Origin of the sequence: Rhizobium pisi (assembly GCF_003938655.1) — a bacterium.
In the GTDB taxonomy this organism is placed as follows: domain Bacteria; phylum Pseudomonadota; class Alphaproteobacteria; order Rhizobiales; family Rhizobiaceae; genus Rhizobium; species Rhizobium pisi.
Genome location: NZ_RJJT01000010.1, coordinates 262,586 through 283,356, shown reverse-complemented (window position 1 = coordinate 283,356; position 20,771 = coordinate 262,586). Strand labels below are relative to the sequence as shown.

The following is a 20,771-nucleotide window of genomic DNA, read 5'->3' as shown; positions in this document are numbered from 1 at the left end:
CTGTTGGCTGCGGCCGCCCAAAACATCAAGAAGATCGCAATGGCCCTGACAAAAGCACCAAAACCGGCCACGGCGTAAGCCGAAACCTCCTTCTTCGCCCTCTGCCAACACGACCGGCAAAGAATCCAATCGCCAAAAAAGCAAAACCCGCCGAAAAAATCGACGGGTTTGTCAGCAGTCTGAAGCGGCCGTTAAGGCCGCTTTTCATCAACGCTGTCAGCACCCATCAGTCCTGCGCGACAACGCCGCGCAGATGGGTCAGCTCCAAGATGAAGTGCTCAAGCCTGGACTTGTGCTCGTGATGCACGGCATCTTCGAGTTCCTTCTTCGCAGCTTCGATGCGGCGAGTAAGTTCGTCCTTGTTAAGCTCTTCGACCGGTACGGCGGATTCGGCAAGCAGCGTGCAGCCGGTCGGCAGAATATCGGCAAAGCCGCCGAACACGACGTAATCCTGCTTCGAGCCGGAAGCGGAACGAACGCTTACGATGCCGGGCTTGATGGTCGTCATCGTCGGGGCATGGTGCGCCATAACAGTCATCTCGCCTTCGGTGGCGGGAATGACGACCTCGGTCACCATTTCCGACAGCAGCAGACGCTCCGGCGAAACGAGCTCAAAGTTGAAATTGTCAGCCATCAGTGACTTACCTTCTCGGCTATGGCTTTTGCATCTTGCAGTTTGATCCCGCAGAACGGGCAGTGGATTATCGCCTGGTCAAGATATCCGAGACCTTCCTCGGTCTGAACCAGCCCGACGACCATCATCAGCACGCCGTTATCGGCACGATAGATGGTCGGCACCGCCGGTTCAGGAAGCTCTGCCACGGCTCCCTTGAGGGAGTCGCAGCAGAATATCTCGTCCTGAGCGTCACTCATCAAGCAGCAGCGAGCTTCTTGGCCTTCTCGACAGCTTCATCGATAGAACCGACCATGTAGAAGGCAGCTTCCGGCAGGTGGTCGTATTCGCCGTTGACGAGGCCCTTGAAGCCCTTGATCGTGTCTTCGAGCGCAACGAGCTTGCCCGGCGAACCGGTGAAGACTTCGGCGACGAAGAACGGCTGCGACAGGAAACGCTCGATCTTGCGAGCGCGAGCAACAGCGATCTTGTCCTCTTCGGACAGTTCGTCCATGCCAAGGATGGCGATGATGTCCTGCAGAGCCTTGTAGCGCTGCAGCGTCGACTGGACCTTACGGGCAACTTCGTAATGCTCTTCGCCGACAACCATCGGGTCGAGCATGCGCGAGGTGGAGTCGAGCGGATCGACGGCCGGATAGATGCCCTTTTCGGCGATCGAACGCGACAGAACCGTCGTTGCGTCAAGGTGAGCGAACGAGGTTGCCGGCGCCGGGTCGGTCAAGTCGTCGGCCGGAACGTAAATGGCCTGGACAGAGGTGATCGAGCCTGTCGTCGTCGTGGTGATGCGCTCCTGCATCTGGCCCATGTCGGTTGCGAGCGTCGGCTGATAGCCGACCGCCGACGGGATACGGCCGAGCAGAGCCGACACTTCGGAACCTGCCTGCGTAAAGCGGAAGATGTTGTCGACGAAGAACAGAACGTCCTGGCCCTGGTCGCGGAAATGTTCGGCAACCGTCAGACCCGTCAGAGCGACGCGGGCGCGGGCGCCCGGCGGTTCGTTCATCTGGCCGTAGACGAGCGCAGCCTTGGAGCCTTCGCCGCCGCCGTGCTTGTTGACGTTCGATTCGATCATTTCGTGGTAAAGGTCGTTGCCTTCGCGGGTACGTTCACCGACGCCTGCGAAAACCGAATAACCACCATGCGCCTTGGCGACGTTGTTGATCAGTTCCATGATCAGAACCGTCTTGCCGACGCCGGCGCCGCCGAAGAGGCCGATCTTGCCGCCGCGTGCGTAAGGAGCGAGAAGATCGACGACCTTGATGCCGGTAACGAGGATCTGCGCTTCCGTCGACTGCTCAACGTAAGACGGCGCATCCTGGTGAATGGCGCGCTTATGAGCGGTGACCAGCGGACCAGCTTCGTCGACGGGCTCGCCGATGACGTTCATGATACGGCCGAGCGTTTCGTTGCCGACGGGAACCATGATCGGAGCGCCGGTATCGGTAACCACCTGGCCGCGAACGAGACCTTCGCTCGAGTCCATGGCGATCGTGCGAACTTCGTTTTCGCCCAGATGCTGGGCGACTTCGAGAACCAGACGGTTGCCGTTGTTGTCGGTTTCAAGCGCGTTCAAAATCGCCGGCAGTTCGCCTTCGAAAGCAACGTCGACGACGGCGCCGATAACCTGGGTGACTTTGCCGACAGAGCGGGTAGCTGCCTCAGCCATTTTCTTACCCTCTTTTCCTAACTCAGAGCGCTTCCGCGCCCGAAATGATTTCAATCAGTTCCTTGGTGATCTGAGCCTGACGCTGACGGTTGTAGCTCAGCGTCAGCTTGTTGATCATCTCACCAGCATTGCGCGTCGCATTGTCCATCGCACTCATCTTGGCGCCCATCTCACCCGCGACATTCTCAAGGAGAGCGCGGAAGATCTGGACGGAGATATTGCGCGGGATCAGATCGTCGAGGATCGACGCCGGATCCGGCTCGTATTCGTAGACGGCGCCGGCATGTTCCGCATCCTCAGCGACGGCTTCCGGAGCCTTTGCCGGGATCAGCTGCTGTGCGGTCGGGACCTGGCTGATTACCGACTTGAATTCGGAGTAGAACAGCGTGCAGACGTCGAACTCGTCGGCTTCGAACATATCGATGATGCGCTTGCCGATCTGGTCTGCATTTTCGAAGCCGATCTTTTTGACTTCGCGCAGCTCCTTGCGCTCGACGATCAACGACGCGTATTCGCGGCGCAAGATGTCGTAGCCCTTCTTGCCGACGGTGAAGATCTTTACCGTCTTGCCTTCGGCGACCAGCTTACGGACATGGTCACGGGCAAAACGGGCGATCTGCGAATTGAAGCCGCCGCACAGGCCGCGTTCGGCCGAGCAGACGACGAGCAGATGCACCTGATCCTTGCCCGTACCGGTCATGAGAACCGGGGCGCCGTCCGCATCGGTGACGGCCTTGGCGATGTTCGCCAGAACCGCACCCATGCGCTGCGAATAGGGCCGGGCGGCCTCGGCCGCCTCCTGCGCACGCCGAAGCTTCGCCGCGGCGACCATTTTCATCGCCTTGGTGATCTTCTGCGTCGCCTTGACGGAGGCGATCCGGTTTTTCAGATCCTTAAGTGAAGGCATCCGTTATCCGTCCTAACTTAGGGCCTGATTACGAGAAAGACTTTGCGAAGCTATCGAGAGCAGCGGTGAGCTTGCCCTTGGTATCGTCGCTGATTGCCTTTTCCGTGCGGATCGCGTCGAGGATGGCGGAGCCTTCCGAACGCAGATACGAGAGGAGGCCCTGCTCGAACTTGCCAACCGAAGCGACCGGCAGCTTGTCGAGATAGCCGTTGACGCCTGCAAAGATCACGGCGACCTGCTCTTCCGTCTTCAGCGGCGAGAACTGCGGCTGCTTCAGGAGTTCGGTGAGGCGTGCGCCGCGGTTCAGGAGGCGCTGCGTCGCAGCGTCAAGGTCCGAACCGAACTGGGCGAAGGCAGCCATTTCGCGATACTGGGCGAGTTCGCCCTTGATCGAGCCGGCAACCTGCTTCATGGCCTTGATCTGTGCCGACGAACCGACGCGGGAAACCGACAGACCGACGTTCACGGCCGGGCGGATGCCCTGGTAGAACAGATCGGTTTCAAGGAAGATCTGGCCGTCGGTGATCGAGATCACGTTGGTCGGAATGAAGGCCGACACGTCGTTGCCCTGCGTTTCGATAACCGGCAGAGCGGTCAGCGAACCGGCGCCCTGGTCGTCGTTCATCTTCGCAGCGCGCTCGAGGAGACGCGAGTGCAGATAGAAAACGTCGCCCGGATAGGCTTCGCGGCCCGGCGGGCGGCGCAGCAACAGCGACATCTGGCGGTAGGAAACAGCCTGCTTGGACAGGTCGTCGTAACCGATCAGCGCATGCATGCCATTGTCACGGAAGTATTCGCCCATGGCGCAGCCGGCAAACGGGGCCAGGTACTGCATTGGCGCCGGATCGGAAGCAGTGGCGGCGACGATGATCGAATATTTCAGCGCGCCGCGCTCTTCGAGCACCTTGACGAACTGCGCGACGGTCGAACGCTTCTGGCCGATGGCGACGTAGACGCAGTAAAGCTTTTCGCCTTCCGGACCGTTGTCGTGAATGGCCTTCTGGTTGAGGAAGGCATCGAGAAGGATCGCGGTCTTGCCGGTCTGGCGGTCGCCGATGACGAGCTCGCGCTGGCCGCGGCCGACCGGGATCAGCGCGTCGATGGCCTTGAGGCCGGTCGACATCGGCTCATGAACCGACTTGCGCGGAATGATGCCCGGAGCCTTGATGTCGACGCGCGAACGGCGCGTCGCGTTGATCGGGCCCTTGCCGTCGATCGGATTGCCGAGCGCGTCGACGACGCGGCCGAGCAGTTCCGGACCAACCGGAACGTCAACGATGGCGCCGGTCCGCTTGACGGTGTCGCCTTCCTTGATGTCGCGGTCGGAGCCGAAAATAACGACACCGACGTTGTCGGATTCAAGGTTCAGCGCCATGCCACGGATGCCGCCGGGGAACTCGACCATTTCACCGGCCTGAACATTGTCCAGACCGTAAACGCGAGCGATACCGTCACCGACGGAGAGAACCTGGCCGACTTCCGAGACTTCTGCCTCTTTGCCGAAATTTTTGATCTGGTCTTTGAGAATTGCGGAAATTTCCGCGGCGCGGATATCCATCAGCCAACCTCTTTCAATGCGAGCTTAAGGGTAGAGAGTTTGGTACGAAGAGACGTATCAATCTGACGGGACCCGACCTTTACGATCAGACCACCAAGAATTGACGGATCAACCGTGACGGCAATCGTCACGTCTTTGCCGGTAACGCTCTTGAGTGCCACCTTCAATTCGGTTTCCTGCGCTTCAGAAAGCGCATGCGCCGAGGTGACCTCGGCGGAGATTTCACCGCGATGGTTCGCGGCGATGATGCGGAAGGCCCTGATCATGCCTGGCAGGGCAAACAGGCGGCGGTTGCGCGCCACGACCTTCAGGAAATTGGCGAAGAAACCGCTGATGCCGGCCTTCTCGCTGATGGCGACAATCGCCTTCAACTGGTCTTCAGCGGAGAAAACCGGGCTTGCGACGAAGCGCTTCAGATCGGCGCTCTCATCCAGCATCGCCTGGAAACGGTCAAGATCTGCAGTTACGCTGTCAACGGCGCCCTGCTCGAGCGCCAGCTCGAAAAGCGACGAGGCATAGCGCTCTGCAACACCAGAAGTAAGCTGGGACGTGTCTGCCACTGGCACAAATTTCCCTGATTTCAACCCAAAATCCGGCTCTCGGCGGGCGCCGAACCTATGATCTTGAATTCGTTTTGATTTCCCCCAGAAATCACAAGAGAAGCCTCTTGCTTCTTCCGAAATTCGGGGTCCGTCTAACATAGGAAGTTCGGACTCGCAACACGCGTAATGCCCGAATAAGCCTTTCACATGAATTTCTGTCCGCAAAATTGCAGAATGACCGACAGCCATGCATGAGAAGCCGCCCGCCGGCAGCAAAACTCACGCCGGGACGAAGCCGAAGACATAAAGCAGCGGCAACGCGGCCAGGGCAATCTGTACAACCAAAAGTAAATAGTTGACGAGATTGCTCCCCTTATCGGACAGGATCGAGATCACGCGGGCGAAGGCGGCCATCACAAAGGAGGCGCCGAGCGCCATATAGATCCAGTCCTGGGCGAGCATGACCGCCGACAGCCCGAAGCCGAGATAGAAGCCGCCCATCGAGCGCGCTTCGCCAAAGCCCTCCGGCCGCCCCTCCCGCGCCTCAAGACCAAGAAGACGCAGGGCTTGGCCCGGCGCGAACATCATGACAAAGCCCGCCAGCGCCGTGAAGGCTGCGGAGCAGAATGCAAGCTGCTCGCCAAGCTCGGTCGGAAAATAGAACTCCATGCATCAACCCCAAATCACCCGGATGAAACGGTGTTTTATGACATGGGCCGGAAAAGGAGGAAATGGCAGCGGCACCAGAAAAGCGACTAGCTCACTCTGGCAGGGCAACATCATGTAAATATTGGCATTATCCCTTTTGATAAATTATGCATGCGATGGGGATAAATATACGAATTGCGACGAACGAGCTCTTATCCCTTTCGCAAGCCTGCCTGGTAGCGAGAGGAGGCTCCAATTTGATCTACAGAAAACTCTGCGGATCGATATCGAGCTGCACCTGCACCGATCCGCGCTCCCTGGGCGATTGCGACAGCATCGCGCGCAAGAACCCCTGCATGTCCGAATTCCGCCGCCCATGCACCAGAAGGCGGAAGCGGTGGCGGCCGCGCACCAGCGCAAGCGGCGCCTCCGCCGGCCCGAGCACCGAAATGCCGGACACCTGGGGTGCAGCGTTGCGCATGCCGCGCGCATGGTTTTCAGCGTCGTGGCGGGTTTCGGCCGAGACGATGATCGAGGCAAGTCTGCCGAACGGCGGCAGCGCTGCACGTTCGCGCTCGGTGATCTCGCGCTCGTAGAAGGCGCCGGAATCCCCGGAAACGATCGCCTGCATGACGGGATGCTGCGGCTGGTAGGTCTGCAGCAACCCATGGCTCTTGAGGCCGGTGCGGCCGGCCCGGCCCGTCACCTGCGACAGAAGCTGGAAAGTGCGTTCGGCAGCCCGCGGGTCGCCATTGGCAAGGCCAAGATCGGCATCGACGATGCCGACCAGCGTCATCAGCGGAAAATTGTGCCCCTTGGCGACGAGCTGGGTGCCGATGACGATATCGGCCTCGCCCTTGGCGATCGCTTCCAGCTCCAGCCGCAGCCGCTTTACCCCGCCCATGATATCCGAGGAGAGAACGATCGTCCGCGCCTCCGGGAAGTGTCGCTCCACCTCTTCGGCAATGCGCTCGACCCCCGGCCCGCAGGCGACGAGATGGTCGAGCGTGCCGCATTCCGGGCACGCCTCGGGGGTGCGCTCGGCATGGCCGCACTGGTGGCATTGCAGCTGTTTGCGGAACCGATGCTCCACCAGCCAACTCGAACATTGCGGGCATTGAAAGCGGTGGCCGCAGACCCGGCAGAGCGTCAGCGGCGCATAACCGCGGCGGTTGAGAAAGAGCAGCGCCTGTTCGCGCCTTTCCACCGTCTTGCCGATCGCCCGAATCAGGACCGGCGACAGGAAGCTGCCCCGCTCCGGCGCGTGCCTACGCATATCGACGAGATGCAGGTCCGGCAGCGCCGCATCGCCGAAACGCGTCGGCAGATGGACGGTGCTGTAGCGCCCGCTCTGTCCGTTGACCTGGCTTTCGACCGAGGGTGTCGCCGACACCAGGATGACGGGAAAATCGCCGATGCGGCCACGCACCACGGCCATATCGCGGGCATTGTAGAAGACGCGGTCCTCCTGCTTGTAGGCGGGATCGTGCTCCTCGTCGACAATGATGAGGCCGAGATCTTCGAAGGGCAGGAAAAGTGCCGAGCGCGCGCCGGCCACGACCCTGACCTCGCCGGTCACCGCCTGGCGCCATACTTTCTCCCGCATGCGTGAGGCGAGATCGGAATGCCATTCGGCCGGCTTCGCCCCGAAGCGATCCTGGAAGCGCTCCAGAAAACTTGCGGTCAGCGCAATCTCCGGCAACAGGATCAGCACCTGCTTGCCGCGTTTCAGCGTTTCCGCGATCGCTTCGAAATAGACCTCGGTCTTGCCCGATCCCGTTACCCCGTCGATCAGCGAAACCGAGAATTCACCCTTGCGGATTTCGGAGACGATCTCCTCGGCCGCCTCTTTCTGCGGCCCTTCCAGGCGCGCGGCAGCAAAATCCGGATCCGGCAGAGCCACAACAGGCGCCGGCGGCAGGAACACCGTCTCGAAAATGCCGAGCGTGATCAGCCCGTCGACGACGCTTGTCGAAACACCCGCCGCATGCGCCAGGCCGCTGCGCGTCCACGAAAAACCGTCGGAGGCCGTATTGAGCACTCGGGCACGCGCCGGCGTCATCCGCTCCGGCTCGCTGCCGACGAGCTTCAGCCCCTCCACCATCGGCTCCGGTTCGAAGGCATTCGGCGCCCGGAGCGCCATACGGGCGACTAGGCCGGGCGGGGAGAGCGTATAGGTCGCCACCCAGTCGATGAAATCCCGCATTTCCCGGGAGAGCGGCGGGCAGTCGAAGACATGGCTGATCGGCCGGAGCTTCTTCGGATCGACGCCATCCTCGCCGCCGTCCCAGACGACGCCAATCACCTGCCGCGGCCCAAGCGGCACCTGCACGACCGAGCCGGGCTCGACCGCCATGCCCTCCGGCACCGAATAGGAATAGGGTTTCGGCGCCGGCATCGGCACCAGCACCGGAACCGTTCGGTTCGCGGGCGGTGCCTCGAAAAGCGCGCCAAAGAGATCGGACGAATCTGTGCTCATCGGGCGAGACCATGCCCGCAAATCATAGCAATTGGAACCGCAAAGACGAAGCGGCGCATCTGGCGAGAATGTGAACTGCGAAGGCTTGCCAAGATTGCCCGCACCTTTACGAAGAGGTTGCTGCGTAAGCGATCAGCCGCATAGATTGCCGGACGATTTTATTTGGCGACGGAATGGGAGAGGAACGAATGGCCAGACTGACCGAAGATGCCAAGGGCGTCTATGTGATTGCCGTGACACCCTTTGCCGATGACGGCGCGCTCGATCTCACCAGCATCGACAGCATGGTTGATTTCTACGAAAGCGCCGGCGTCACCCGCCTGACGGTACTTGGCCAGCTCGGCGAAGCCCCGAAGCTGACGGCGGAGGAATCGCGGATCGTGGTCGAGCGCGTGCTGAAGCGCCTCGACGGCCGTCTTCCCGTCATTGTCGGCGTGTCGGCGCCGGGACTTGCACCGATGCGCGAACTGGCCGAAGCCGTCATGGGGGCTGGCGCGGCCGGCGTCATGGTCGCGCCGCCCTGGACCGTCAAGACCGACGACCAGGCCTTCGCCTTCTACCAGTCGGTCGGCGAAGCCCTGGATGACACGCCCTTCGTGCTGCAGGATTATCCGCTCACCACCAATGTGACGATTGCGCCCAAGGTCATCGAGCGTATCGTCAGGGAAGTGCCCAATTGCGTCATGCTCAAGCATGAGGATTGGCCGGGTCTTGCAAAGATATCAGCGCTTCGCGTCGCCAGCGACAGCGGCGCCATGCGGCGCATCTCGATCCTTTGCGGCAATGGCGGGCTTTTCCTGCCGGAAGAGCTGGGGCGCGGCGCCGATGGCGCCATGACCGGCTTCTGCTATCCGGAGATGATGGTCGGCGTCGTCGAGGCCTATACCGCCGGAAATCCCGATCGCGCCCATGAGATCTTCGACGCCTATCTCCCGCTCGCTCGATACGAACAGCAGCAGGGCATCGGGCTTGCCTGCCGCAAATACGTCCTTGCCAAACGCGGCGTCATCAAGTCCGCCACCCTGCGCAAGCCGGGCGCCCGGCTTTCGGCGCCCGACATCGTCGATGTCGAGCGGCTGCTGGCGCGCCAGGCCATCCGCCTCAAGGAGATCGGTGCATGACGGCCGGCAAAAGCTATGATTTCATCATCGCCGGCGGCGGGTCCGCCGCGTGCGTTGCCGCCATGCGTCTGGTGCGCGACTTCGGTTTTTCGGTGCTCATCGTCGAGCGCGGGCCGCGCGATACGACGAGGCTGATGTCCTTTCCCGCCGGCTATATGAAATATCTTGCCCGCGACGATTTCCTCGAAATGCATCATACGGTGCCACAACCCCAGCTCGGTGGACGGGGACCGATCGTGCCCGTGGCAAAAGCCCTTGGCGGCGGCAGCGCCGTCAATGCCATGGTCTATATGCGCGGCCAGAAAGAGGATTACGACGGCTGGGCCGCCCATCTCGGCAACGGTAGCGAGTGGTCCTATGAGGACATGCTGTCGCACTTCAAGGGCATCGAGGCCAATAGCCGCTTCAACGACCGGTATCACGGAATTTCGGGCAATCTGAGGGTTTCAGAACCGCGCCACATCTCCGATACGACGGAGGATTTCATCCTGGCGGCGCAGGGGCTCGGCCATCCCTATAATCCGGATTTCAACGGCGCGCGGCAGAACGGCGTCGGCATCATGCAGCATACTTTCGCGCAATGGGGTCGACGGATCGAGCGATCGGATGCCAAGAAGGCGTTTCTCGATCCTCTTGCCGGCGACAGCAGGCTGGAAATCGCCACGCAGGCGAGGGTCGATCGTGTTCTCGTGGAAGACGGCCGCGCCGTCGGCGTCGTCTATACCAGCAACGGCGAGAGCCACAAGGCGCTGGCCAACCGCGAGGTGCTCGTGGCCGCCGGCACCTACAACAGCGCCAAGCTGATGATGCTCTCCGGCATCGGCCCAGCCGACCATCTTCGCGAGCATGGCATTGCCGTTGTCGCTGATCTTCCAGGTGTGGGCGCCAATCTGCAGGATCATCACGAGGTGCCGGTCATCGCCTCGACGAAATCGAAATCCGGGTATTTCGGCCAGGACCGCGGCTGGCCGATGATCCGCAACGGCCTGCAATATCTGCTGTTCAATTCCGGCCCGGTCACCACGACGGGCATCGAGTCTTGCCTGTTCTACGATCCCGACGGTGGCGACCGCCCGACGATCCAGCTCTATTGTGCGCCGATCGTCTATCTCGACCGCGACGTCTCCTCGGCAAAGCCGACCTATGGCGTCACCTTCACCTCCTGCCTGCTGAGGCCGAACGCGCGCGGCAGCGTCAAGCTGCGCTCGGCGAACCCTGATGATCAGCCCTTGGTCGATTGCAATTTCTTCGGCGATCCCGACGATCTCCGCCTGACGCTCGCCTCGCTGAAGACGGCACGCCGGCTTCTGGAAACCGAACCCTTCAAAGGCAAGATCGCTGACGAGATCCTTCCGGGACGATCGCTGCAGGACGAGCAATCACTGGCGAAATTCGCCGGACAGACGGTCAAGACGAACTACCATCCGTCCGGCAGCCTGAGGATGGGACCGGACAACGATCCGATGTCGGTCGTCGACGGCAGGCTGCGTGTACGCGGCGTTGACAGATTGCGGGTGATCGATTGCTCCATCATCCCCTTCATCCCGTCGGGCAACACCAACGCCCCGGCCATGGCGATAGGCTCCAAAGCGGCAAGCATGATCGCCGAGGATCATCAATAATGCCGTAGGCTACACGTCGAGGCCCTACCTTCTAAAGCTCGAAAACATGAGAATGGCCGTCCCGCCCGCGGGGCTGAAACCCGAGCGATTCCCAGAATTTTGCCGCGTCGTCGTTTCCCGCATGAACGGTGACGATGCTGCAGAAGGATCGTGCATGGTCGAGCAGAGCGAGCGCGATCGTCCGGCCGACGCGGTACCGACGCATTGCGGGATGAACGTAGAAACGCCGCATCCGCAACGCTCCCGCCACATCGTGTTCTACGGTCATGCCTCCTATACCGGCGAGCGTCTCGCCGACATAAGCGCCAAACAGCCTTTCGCCGTCATGTTCGAATCTGGTCTCGCCGGCCGACCATTCCTGGATGAGGCGCGTGATATGCTGATAGCCTTCCCGCCGGGCCTCGCTCTCGAGAGCTACGATCTCCTGCGGCAGTCGATCGCGGATTTCGCGGATATCGATCGTCATGGCGATGCCGACCTGTCTAGACGGCGGGAACAGGGACCTTCCGGTGCAGCGCCGGCGTAGCCGCTTTGTTCACCGGCCGGAATACGGCATCTCCATCCCCAGCCATGTCGTGCACCGTATGTTTCTCCAGAGCCTTGGTCACCTCGTTGAGGTCACCGTCCAGCTGTTCGGCGGGAATGAGATTGCCGATCACGAAATCGAAGCGGTCCCCGCGTTTGTTCAGCAGCTCGTGAAAAACCGTCATGTCGCGAAGTTCCGTCGACCATTTCGCCAGCCAGTAGAACAGGCCGGAATTGCGCGCCGTCATGTGGACGGGCAGGATCGGCAGATTGTATTTGCGCGCCAGCCCGACGGCCGAGGTCTTCCATGGGCGTTCGTTCAGCCGGCCGTTGGCCCAGTAGGCGATGCGGCCCGAGGGGAAGAGCACCGTCGCCTTACCTTCCCTCACCGCATGATTTGTCAGTTGAAGCGTCTCGCGCGCCTTGAGCTTGCTCTTGTACTCCTCCCGCCACTCAACGGGAATGATCATCTCGGCAAAGCGCGGATTGACGCGAATCGCGTCGCGATTGGCGAAAAACATCATATCGGGCCGGCGCGCCTTCAGGAGATCGAACACCGCGACGCCATCGGCAATACCGGTCGGATGGTTGCTGACGAGGATGAAGCCGCCGGAAGCGGGAATGCGTTCGCCGTTGTTGATGCTGATGTCGAGTTTCAGCACGTCGCTCAGATATTCGAACGACTGGAAGCCCGGCATCTTGGCGACGGCGTTGGCGAATTCGATCGCCTTGTTGTAGCGCAGAAGCGTGTAGAGGAACGGCCGCATGACGGGCCAGAGCGGATTTTTCACAATCCTCTGGCCACGTTCGGCAATCAGCGTATCGACGATATGACCGGGCTTTCCCTGTGAGACGAGAGCGATCGCTTCCGCGAGTTGTCCGAAAGCCGTCATGGAGCCGCGCCGTGCCATGAAAGATCCTGTCTATGGGGAATAAGCTATCGCAGTACAATATGATCTAAGGATGACAAGGCCTGGCCGGCATTAGCAATTCCATAACCGTTCCTGCTTCAAATTGGCGGACTTGAAGGCAAATTCAAGGCCAGTGACGTGAATGAACTATTGATCATCGCCGACCCGAGCCTGATGGCGGAACGGGCCGCATGGCTCGAAAACCTCGCCCGCGAGCGTCGTCTTTCAGAGCACACGCTCGACGCTTACGAGCGCGACACCCGCCAGTTCCTGACCTTCCTGACCGGTCATCTCGCCGGCCCGGTGACACTCGGCGATATAAGGGAATTGCGCCCGGCCGATTTCCGCGCCTTCCTCGCAGCCCGGCGCAAGCAGGGCTCCGGTGCCCGTTCGCTCGGCCGCAATCTGGCCGGTCTTCGTTCGCTGCTGCGCCACCTCGAAAAGAAAGGGCTGGTCAATGCCGCTGGCGCCGGCGCGATACGCTCGCCCAAGCAGCCGAAATCGCTGCCCAAGCCGCTTTCCGACACACAGGCGATCACCGTCGTCAGCGGCGAAGCCCAGCTTCACGACGAACCCTGGATCGCCGCGCGCGATGCGGCCGTCATGACGCTGCTCTACGGCTGCGGCCTGCGTATCTCCGAGGCATTGGATCTCGTACCCACAGATCTCCACAAGGGCGCAACGACGCTGCGCATCACCGGCAAGGGCAACAAGACCCGGCTGGTGCCGTTGCTATCGGTGGTTTTCGACGCCGTCGAGAAATATCGCGCGCTCTGCCCCTATCATCTCGAAAGTGGCGAACCGCTGTTTCGCGGCGCCCGCGGCGGCAAGCTGCAGCCGGCAATCATCCAGCGGGCCATGCAGAAGATGCGCAGCGCTTTCGGCCTGCCGGAAACAGCAACGCCCCATGCGTTGCGCCACTCCTTCGCCACGCACCTGCTTGCGGGCGGCGGCGATTTGCGCACCATTCAGGAACTGCTCGGCCATGCCAGCCTTTCCACGACGCAGGTCTATACCGGCGTCGATGCGTCGCGGCTGCTTGAGGTGTATGATCGCGCCCATCCGCGCGCGTAACTTTCTGTTAACGCATTCTCTTAAAGGAATATGCGCAAGCCGGGCGTAGAGCATGATGCAAAGGCATGTAGGGAATACCATCATGACGACATCAATCGGCCGCCGGACGTTTCACCTTGCAGCGCCGGGCAATCTGCTGCTCTGGCTGATGGCAGCCTTTCACATGCTGCTTCTCGCGGCCCTGCTTGCCGTGCTTCTAGCTGCGCGGCCGGCGACGGCCGCCGATGAGACCTGTACCGGCCGCAACCTGATGGTCGAGCTTCAGCAGAACGACCCCACCCGCTACGCCGAAGCGCTGAAGGAAGCCGACGCGACGCCGAACGGCAAGGGCATCTTCTGGAAGATCGAGAAACCTGGAATTGAGCCCTCTTGGCTGCTCGGCAGCATGCATGTCACCGATCCGCGTGTGCTGGCCCTGCCGCCGCGCGCCCAGGCCGCCCACGACGCCGCCGATACGATCATCATCGAATCCGACGAAATCCTCGATGAACGCAAAGCGACCGCAGCCCTGCTCGCAAAGCCGGAGCTGACGATGTTCACCGACGGCACGACGATCGACAAGCTGCTCTCGCCGGAGGATTACAAGCGCCTCGAAACCGGCCTCAAGCAGCGCGGCATCCCGCTTAGCGCCGTCTCTCGCATGCGGCCCTGGATGATATCAAGCGCCGTTGCCCTTCCGGCCTGCGAAATCGCCCGCAAGGCGAAAGGCGTGCAGTTCCTCGACCAGAAAATCGCCACCGACGCCGTTGCCCAGGGAAAGCAGGTCAAGGGGCTGGAAACCCTTGCCGAGCAGATCCAGGCCATGGCCGACCTGCCGGTCGAATTCCATGTGAAGTCGCTGATCGAGACGCTGGAGCTCGGCGACAAGATGAACGACGTCGTCGAAACGATGACGGATCTCTATCTCTCCGGCGACATCGGTATGACCATGCCGATGCTGAAGACCGTGACGCCGCAGGAAAAAGACGAAAGCAGCGACTACGCCGCCTTCGAACAGCGCGTCATCCTAGACCGCAATAAGGTGATGGCCGAGCGCGCCGCCCCCATCCTCGACAGCGGCAACGTTTTCATGGCCGTGGGCGCCCTACACCTGCCCGGTGAGCAGGGTGTCATCGAACTGCTGCGCAAGCAGGGCTTTACCGTCACCGCGCTCAACTGAGCCGACAGGCGATCAGCCAAGCGTCATGCGGCGCAGCGCGTTGCTTTTCCAATAGAACTGATGGCCGAGCGCGCCGGCGACATGGGCCGCGATCAGCGCCCAGAGAATGATCTTCAGGATATCCGCGTGGAGCGAACCGGCGGAATGAATGCCGAAATAGTAGGCGGCGATACCCGAAAGCGGCATTGCGAAGATCAGGATATAAAGCCCGCCATGGGCAAGCTTCGCCGCAAGACGGAAGATCGCCGGCTCCTCCGAGACCTCGGACGGCACACCCTGGATAAAACGCAGACAGAGCCTCAGGATGGCGAGCACCAGGATAGCGATGCCGACATAGGCATGGATATTCGCCGACGAAATCTGCTCGGGCGTCGGCACCTCACCCCTGCGAATGAGCCGGTGCCAGATATTCATTCCGTCGGGAAACAACAGATTGAAGAAGATCAGCAGCGCCACCGCCCAGTGAAGGAAACGCTGGCTGACACTGTAAGTCATGATGGACGGTTGCTGCATTCCTGATCTCCGTGGGATGCTCGAACTCTGCGATCCCAGACAACTAAAACAGCCGCTCACCTTTCGGCAAGCGGCTGCATGCTTCCTTACGAAGATGTAAGCTTACATATGGATCGGCTTAAAGAAGGTCGCGAGCGCAGCCTCCTTGACCGCTTCGGACATCGTCGGATGCGCGTGGCAGGTCCGGCCGAGATCTTCCGACGACCCGCCGAATTCCATCAGCACGGCGATCTCGTGGATCATTTCGCCCGCACCGAAGCCGACGATATGGCCGCCGAGCACGCGGTCGGTTTCCTTGTCGGCGAGGATCTTGACGAAACCGTCGGTCGCCAGCATCGCGCGGGCGCGGCCGTTCGCCGTGAACGGGAACTTGCCGACCTTGTAGGCGATGCCTGCCGCCTTCAGCTCTTCCTCGGTCTTGCCGACGGAGGCGATTTCCGGCTGGGTGTAGACGACGCTCGGAATGACCTCGTAATTGACATGGCCATGCTGGCCGGCAAGGATTTCGGCAAGCGCCACACCCTCGTCTTCCGCCTTATGCGCTAGCATCGGACCCTTCACCACGTCGCCGATGGCATAGATGCCGTCGACATTCGTCTTGAAGTGGCCGTCGATCTCGACGCGGCCACGATTGTCGAGCGCCACACCTGCCTCTTCGAGGCCGAGGCCTGCCGTATAAGGCTTGCGGCCGGTGGCGATCAGCACGACTTCGGCATCGAGCGTCACCTTGTCGCCGCCCTTGACCGGCTCGAAAGTGACCTTGGCGCCCTTGCCGCCCTTCTCGACGCCGGTGACCTTGGCGCTGAGATTGAAATCGATGCCCTGCTTGGCGAGCATGCGCTGGAATTGCTTGGAGACTTCGCCGTCCATGCCGCCGAGGATGGTGTCGAGATATTCGACGACCGTGACCTTGGCACCGAGGCGAGACCAGACCGAGCCGAGTTCGAGGCCGATAACGCCGCCGCCGACGACGATCAGCGTCTCCGGCACCTTCTCCAGCGCAATGCCGCCGGTGGACGAAATGATGGTCTTTTCATCGATCTCGACCTGGACGCCCGGAATGCCTGCGACGTCGGAGCCGGTGGCGATGACGATGTTCTTGCCTTCGATCTGCTGCACCGTGCCGTCTTCCGCCGTCACGGAAACCTTACCGGCCGAGACGACCTTGCCGGTGCCCTGGAAGGCATCGATCTTGTTCTTCTTGAAGAGGAAGGCGACGCCGTCGACATTCGACTTCACCGTCGCATCCTTGTGCGCCATCATGTTGACGAGGTTGAGCGTCGGCGCCGGCACTTCGATGCCGAGCGCGCTCAATCCGTGGCCGGCCTGATGGAACATTTCGGAAGCATGTAGCAGCGCCTTCGACGGAATGCAGCCGACGTTCAGGCAGGTGCCGCCATAGGTCGCGCGCTTTTCGACGACGGCAACCTTGAGGCCGAGCTGAGCCGCCTTGACCGCGCAGACATAGCCGCCCGGGCCGGTTCCGATAATGATCACATCGTAGGACATTGCTTTTTCCCTTTGGATTTTTCGTTTAGTCGGCCGCGCGCGACAGCGCGAGGCGGAAGCCGAAGCCGACGAGCGCCGCTCCGGTGATGCGGTTGAACCATTTGCCGCTGGCGATGAAGCGGTCACGGATCGCCTTGACCGTGAAGAAATCAGAGGCGCCGGCAACCAAGGCGACCAGCGCCGTCGCCACGCCGATGCCGATCGAGAAGACGGCCATCAGGCCGAGAAATTCGAAGATATATGGCATGCTGTTCTTCGCCCTGTCGCTCTAGCGGCCGCCGCTCACATTGAGGATCGCGCCCGTTACATAGGAAGCCGAAGGAGAAAGGAGATAGAGAATCGCTTCCGCCACCTCTTCGGCCGTCCCCGCGCGCTGCATCGGGATTGATGACGCCATTTCGCGCACCCGGTCCGGCAGCCCGCCCGAAGCATGCAGATCGGTTTCGATAATGCCCGGCCTGACCGCATTCACGCGGACACCCTCTGCCGCGACTTCACGCGCAAGCCCGATCGTGAACGTATCGATGGCCGCCTTCGAGGCGGCATAATCGACGTACTGCGTCGCCGAGCCGAGAACCGCCGCCATCGACGAGACATTGACGATCGCGCCACCCCCGCCGCCATGACGGCTCGACATGCGGCGCACGGCTTCTCCCGCACAAAGGATGGAGCCGGTTACATTGATGCGCAGCATTCGTTCGACCCGCTCCACCGACATCTCGTCGACCCGCTGCGGATAGTCGACGACGCCGGCATTGTTGACGAGCCCGTCCAGCCGGCCGAAATGACGATCGACGGCGGCAAAGATCGAGACGATGTCGGCAGCCTTGCCGACGTCCCCCTCGATCGTAATCGCCTCGCCGCCGGCCTCGGTGATCGCCGCAACGACCACCTCCGCCGCCTGACGGTTCGCGGCGTAGTTCACGGCAACACGCCAGCCTTGGCGTGCGGCAAGCCGCGAGACGGCCGCGCCGATGCCCCGGCTTCCGCCGGTCACGAGAACAACAGGTGCATCACTCATGTCGCGCACTCCTTGAAGGTCAGCACATCCCAGGGCGCCACGGAAGCCTTGCCCTCGCCCCAGGCGCTCGATTCGCGGATGGCGGGACCGAGGCCGGGAAGCACGAGCTTTTCGGCGGCCTCGGCGCCTTCCGGCTGCAGATTGTCCATCTCGCCCTTGGCATCCACACCGTAGACGGCGCCCTGCCAGACCGTGCAGGCGTCGAGATCGGCACCGGTCGCGTCGCCCTCGGGGCAATTGAACATCAGGATGCCGATGGCGCGCACCGGATCTTCCGATGGCATGACATAGCCTTCCATGATGACGGATGTCTTGAGCGCACTGATCTTGAACTGATTGCTGGCGGCAGCCGAGGCAGAATTCAGCGGCGCAAAGCGCAGCTCATAGGCGCCGTCACGATCGACGTAGACGGCCCGTTCCTGCTTGCATGCTGCAGTGAACGCGGTAGCGGGAACGGCGAGAAACGCTGCGGCTGCCAGCGCGGCCACACTCTTACCTCCCGTCGTGATACCGATCCTTCCGCTCATTGTACTTTCGGCTCTCGCCGCCCGTCGGCATTCTCGATCACGCTGAAATCGGTCAGCAACACCAGCGGGTGGCCGTCCTTGTCGAGCGCCCAGAAGACGGGATAGAAACCGTCGCCCCAGCCGCTCCGGAATACGGCGACATTGCCCTTTTTATCAGCGACCGGCCGGTGCAGCGCATAGGCGCCCTTGTTGGCATTGAGGTCCGAGGCCAGCACGTCGTCATAATAGTTGACGTCGGCATCAGGTTTTTGCGCCTGAACCTGCGCCTCCCGCTCCCCCATCAGATCGAGCGTATCTGCATCCATGTAGCAGCCGAGGCCGGCATCGACGGGATAGCCGAAGATCTCGCCATCCTTCAGCGTTGCCGTGTCCTGCCCGGGCAGGACCGCAAGCTCCCAATGATCCGGCTTGCCTTCGGCAAACCGCATGCTGGCGGCCGCGATGCGTCCGCGGACCCGGTAGAGCGTCACCGGATATTGTCCCGGCACAACCGTTCTGGCGAATGCGGGACGATCCGGCTGGGCGAGCAGATCGGCAGCGACGATGCGCCCCGAGGTCAACTCGACATTGCCCATATGAATCACCTCGATCGACCGTCCGGACAGTTCCAAGTCGCTCAGAGCCGCCAGCTCGAAATTGCTGCTCGCCTTGCCGATATCCCAGCCGGCTGCCGATGCGGAAACCGGAGCATGCACGCTGGCAGCGCAAAGAAGAAGGCGCGCCGCTCGCATGATCCGGTTCCGCATGGAAAGCTCCCTTAGAGATCGAGAACCAGACGTTCGGGATCTTCGAGGCTCTCCTTGACGCGCACGAGGAAGGTCACCGCTTCCTTACCGTCGACGATGCGGTGATCGTAGGAAAGCGCCAGATACATCATCGGACGGATGACCACCTGGCCGCCGATCGCCACCGGACGCTCCTGGATCTTGTGCATGCCGAGAATGCCGGACTGCGGCGCGTTGAGGATCGGCGAGGACATCAGCGAGCCGTAGACGCCGCCGTTCGAGATGGTGAAGGTGCCGCCCTGCATGTCGGCCATCGAAAGCTGGCCGTCGCGGGCTGCCTTGCCGAGGCGGCCGATTTCCTTTTCGATCTCGGCGATCGACATCTGGTCGGCATCGCGCACGATCGGAACCACGAGGCCCTTGTCGGTGCCGACGGCAACGCCGATATGGCAGTAGTTCTTGTAGATGATGTCGGTGCCGTCGATCTCGGCATTAACAGCCGGAAGCTCCTTCAGCGCATGCGTCACCGCCTTGGTGAAGAAGCCCATGAAGCCGAGCTTGACGCCGTGCTTCTTCTCGAAAACGTCCTTGTACTTGTTGCGCAGGTCCATGACCGCCTTCATGTCCACCTCGTTGTAGGTGGTCAGCATAGCGGCGGTGTTCTGCGCGTCCTTGAGGCGCTTGGCGATCGTCTGGCGCAGGCGCGTCATCTTCACGCGCTCTTCGCGCGAGGCGTCTTGGACCGTCGAGGGGCCGCGCGCGGCAACCGGCGTCGCTGTCGGTGTTGCCGCCGGAGCGGAAATACCCTTGGCGACGGCGGCGATGACATCGCCCTTCAGCACCTGGCCGCGCTTGCCGCTGCCGTCGATCTGATCGGCGGACAGATTGTTTTCGGCCAGCATCTTGGCAGCCGCCGGGGCGGCTGGCATGGCGGAGACGGAAGCGCTCGACGACGATGCGGCAACAGCGACCGGGGCGGCCGGCGCTGGAGCAGCGGGGGCTGCGGCCGGTGCAGTGGCAGCCGGCGCGGCAGCAGCGGCAGCGCCTACGGCGATCTGCCCGAGCAGCGCGCCGAGGCCGACGGTTTCGCCGGCAGCGGCGACGATTTCCGAAAGCGTGCCGGAGGCGGGTGCGGGAACTTCGATGGTCACCTTGTCGGTTTCAAGCTCGAGAATCGGCTCGTCAGCCTTGATGGCGTCGCCGACCTTCTTGAACCAGGTGCCGACGGTTGCCTCGCTGACGGATTCACCGAGAGTTGGAACGCGGATTTCTGTGGCCATTGTTCAGATCCTGATTTCGTGTGTGTTCGTTTATGCGTTTCAGACGGCGGGCGGCCGCGAGATGATCGAAGGCATCGGCAGAATATCGAAACGGAAACCGAGACCGGAAGTGATGATCGGATCGCTGTCGGCAAGAGCCTGCGCTGCTGCCTGATCTTCGACTTCGACGACCGCCATGCCCCAGGCGCCTTCACCCTCGAAGACGGGGCCGACTGCTATCGCCGATCCCGCAAAGGCGTTCCGCTGCCAGTATTCGGCATGGCGTTTCATTGCCGCCATTTCCTCTCCGGTCCCGTCATGCGGGAAGGTTGGGCGCGGCGACAGCAGTCTCAAAAAGAAATAAGCCATTG

The 20,771-nt window shown here is 61.7% G+C and carries 21 protein-coding genes and 1 pseudogene; 4 read left to right on the top strand and 18 right to left on the bottom strand.

Annotated elements, in window-relative coordinates; translation table 11 throughout:
* Positions 1-226 precede the first annotated feature (226 nt).
* The 8 genes from EFD55_RS16505 to EFD55_RS16470 form a co-directional block, all read right to left on the bottom strand.
* Positions 227-634 carry a F0F1 ATP synthase subunit epsilon gene (locus tag EFD55_RS16505; RefSeq protein ID WP_125846130.1) on the bottom strand — a complete coding sequence of 136 codons (408 nt, stop codon included), beginning with the start codon at positions 632-634 and terminating at the stop codon, positions 227-229.
* Positions 634-873 (bottom strand): hypothetical protein, encoded by a 240-nt coding sequence (locus EFD55_RS16500; protein WP_125846129.1) that lies wholly within the window; start codon positions 871-873, stop codon positions 634-636. The genes EFD55_RS16505 and EFD55_RS16500 overlap by 1 nt, the downstream gene beginning before the upstream one ends.
* Positions 873-2,300, bottom strand: coding sequence for a F0F1 ATP synthase subunit beta (atpD, locus tag EFD55_RS16495; protein ID WP_125846128.1), 1,428 nt, complete (start codon positions 2,298-2,300; stop codon positions 873-875). Before atpD ends, EFD55_RS16500 begins: the two co-directional genes overlap by 1 nt.
* A gap of 22 nt (positions 2,301-2,322) precedes the next feature.
* Entirely contained in the window at positions 2,323-3,207 is an 885-nt protein-coding gene (locus EFD55_RS16490) for a F0F1 ATP synthase subunit gamma (protein WP_125846127.1), read from the bottom strand.
* 28 nt (positions 3,208-3,235) lie between these two features.
* Positions 3,236-4,765, bottom strand: a complete 1,530-nt coding sequence (gene atpA, locus EFD55_RS16485; RefSeq protein ID WP_125846126.1) for a F0F1 ATP synthase subunit alpha — start codon at positions 4,763-4,765, stop codon at positions 3,236-3,238.
* Entirely contained in the window at positions 4,765-5,331 is a 567-nt protein-coding gene (locus EFD55_RS16480) for a F0F1 ATP synthase subunit delta (RefSeq protein WP_183604880.1), read from the bottom strand. Before EFD55_RS16480 ends, atpA begins: the two co-directional genes overlap by 1 nt.
* 255 nt (positions 5,332-5,586) lie before the next feature.
* Positions 5,587-5,976: an AGROH133_08824 family phage infection protein gene (locus EFD55_RS16475; protein ID WP_125846125.1), complete on the bottom strand. Its 390-nt coding sequence runs from the start codon at positions 5,974-5,976 to the stop codon at positions 5,587-5,589.
* 241 nt (positions 5,977-6,217) lie between these two features.
* Complete coding sequence (locus EFD55_RS16470; protein ID WP_125846124.1) at positions 6,218-8,434, bottom strand: primosomal protein N'; 2,217 nt, start codon at positions 8,432-8,434, stop codon at positions 6,218-6,220.
* A gap of 188 nt (positions 8,435-8,622) precedes the next feature.
* Here EFD55_RS16470 and EFD55_RS16465 point away from each other — a divergent pair, with 188 nt between their 5' ends.
* On the top strand, positions 8,623-9,555 hold the full coding sequence (locus tag EFD55_RS16465; protein WP_125846123.1) for a dihydrodipicolinate synthase family protein: 933 nt from the start codon (positions 8,623-8,625) through the stop codon (positions 9,553-9,555).
* Positions 9,552-11,177, top strand: a complete 1,626-nt coding sequence (locus tag EFD55_RS16460) for a GMC family oxidoreductase (RefSeq protein WP_125846122.1) — start codon at positions 9,552-9,554, stop codon at positions 11,175-11,177. Before EFD55_RS16465 ends, EFD55_RS16460 begins: the two co-directional genes overlap by 4 nt.
* A 31-nt stretch (positions 11,178-11,208) precedes the next feature.
* On the opposite strand, the gene EFD55_RS16455 is transcribed toward EFD55_RS16460, so the two are convergent.
* Both EFD55_RS16455 and EFD55_RS16450 read right to left on the bottom strand, forming a co-directional pair.
* Positions 11,209-11,643, bottom strand: a complete 435-nt coding sequence (locus tag EFD55_RS16455) for a GNAT family N-acetyltransferase (RefSeq protein ID WP_125846121.1) — start codon at positions 11,641-11,643, stop codon at positions 11,209-11,211.
* Between the two features lie 16 nt (positions 11,644-11,659).
* Positions 11,660-12,613 (bottom strand): GNAT family N-acetyltransferase, encoded by a 954-nt coding sequence (locus tag EFD55_RS16450; protein WP_125846120.1) that lies wholly within the window; start codon positions 12,611-12,613, stop codon positions 11,660-11,662.
* Positions 12,614-12,751: 138 nt separating this feature from the next.
* Between EFD55_RS16450 and EFD55_RS16445 the strand changes: the two genes are divergently transcribed.
* Both EFD55_RS16445 and EFD55_RS16440 read left to right on the top strand, forming a co-directional pair.
* Positions 12,752-13,687 (top strand): tyrosine recombinase XerC, encoded by a 936-nt coding sequence (locus tag EFD55_RS16445; RefSeq protein ID WP_125846119.1) that lies wholly within the window; start codon positions 12,752-12,754, stop codon positions 13,685-13,687.
* 82 nt (positions 13,688-13,769) lie between these two features.
* Positions 13,770-14,846, top strand: coding sequence for a TraB/GumN family protein (locus tag EFD55_RS16440; protein ID WP_125846118.1), 1,077 nt, complete (start codon positions 13,770-13,772; stop codon positions 14,844-14,846).
* 12 nt (positions 14,847-14,858) lie between these two features.
* On the opposite strand, the gene EFD55_RS16435 is transcribed toward EFD55_RS16440, so the two are convergent.
* From EFD55_RS16435 to EFD55_RS16400, 8 genes and pseudogenes are all read right to left on the bottom strand, one after another.
* A complete protein-coding gene (locus EFD55_RS16435; RefSeq protein ID WP_125846117.1) occupies positions 14,859-15,359 on the bottom strand; it encodes a cytochrome b in 501 nt (166 codons plus the stop codon).
* 102 nt (positions 15,360-15,461) lie between these two features.
* Positions 15,462-16,868 (bottom strand): dihydrolipoyl dehydrogenase, encoded by a 1,407-nt coding sequence (gene lpdA / locus EFD55_RS16430; RefSeq protein ID WP_125846116.1) that lies wholly within the window; start codon positions 16,866-16,868, stop codon positions 15,462-15,464.
* A gap of 25 nt (positions 16,869-16,893) precedes the next feature.
* Positions 16,894-17,067, bottom strand: a pseudogene (locus tag EFD55_RS16425) (LysE family translocator); the annotation flags it as partial.
* Between the two features lie 69 nt (positions 17,068-17,136).
* A complete protein-coding gene (locus EFD55_RS16420) occupies positions 17,137-17,889 on the bottom strand; it encodes an SDR family oxidoreductase (protein ID WP_125846115.1) in 753 nt (250 codons plus the stop codon).
* Positions 17,886-18,416: a hypothetical protein gene (locus EFD55_RS16415; protein ID WP_125846114.1), complete on the bottom strand. Its 531-nt coding sequence runs from the start codon at positions 18,414-18,416 to the stop codon at positions 17,886-17,888. Before EFD55_RS16415 ends, EFD55_RS16420 begins: the two co-directional genes overlap by 4 nt.
* On the bottom strand, positions 18,413-19,162 hold the full coding sequence (locus tag EFD55_RS16410; RefSeq protein WP_125846113.1) for a DUF4241 domain-containing protein: 750 nt from the start codon (positions 19,160-19,162) through the stop codon (positions 18,413-18,415). The genes EFD55_RS16415 and EFD55_RS16410 overlap by 4 nt, the downstream gene beginning before the upstream one ends.
* Before the next feature lie 11 nt (positions 19,163-19,173).
* Positions 19,174-20,421 (bottom strand): 2-oxoglutarate dehydrogenase complex dihydrolipoyllysine-residue succinyltransferase, encoded by a 1,248-nt coding sequence (gene odhB, locus EFD55_RS16405; RefSeq protein WP_125846112.1) that lies wholly within the window; start codon positions 20,419-20,421, stop codon positions 19,174-19,176.
* Between the two features lie 39 nt (positions 20,422-20,460).
* Positions 20,461-20,769 (bottom strand): YciI family protein, encoded by a 309-nt coding sequence (locus EFD55_RS16400; RefSeq protein ID WP_125846111.1) that lies wholly within the window; start codon positions 20,767-20,769, stop codon positions 20,461-20,463.
* Positions 20,770-20,771 lie beyond the last annotated feature (2 nt).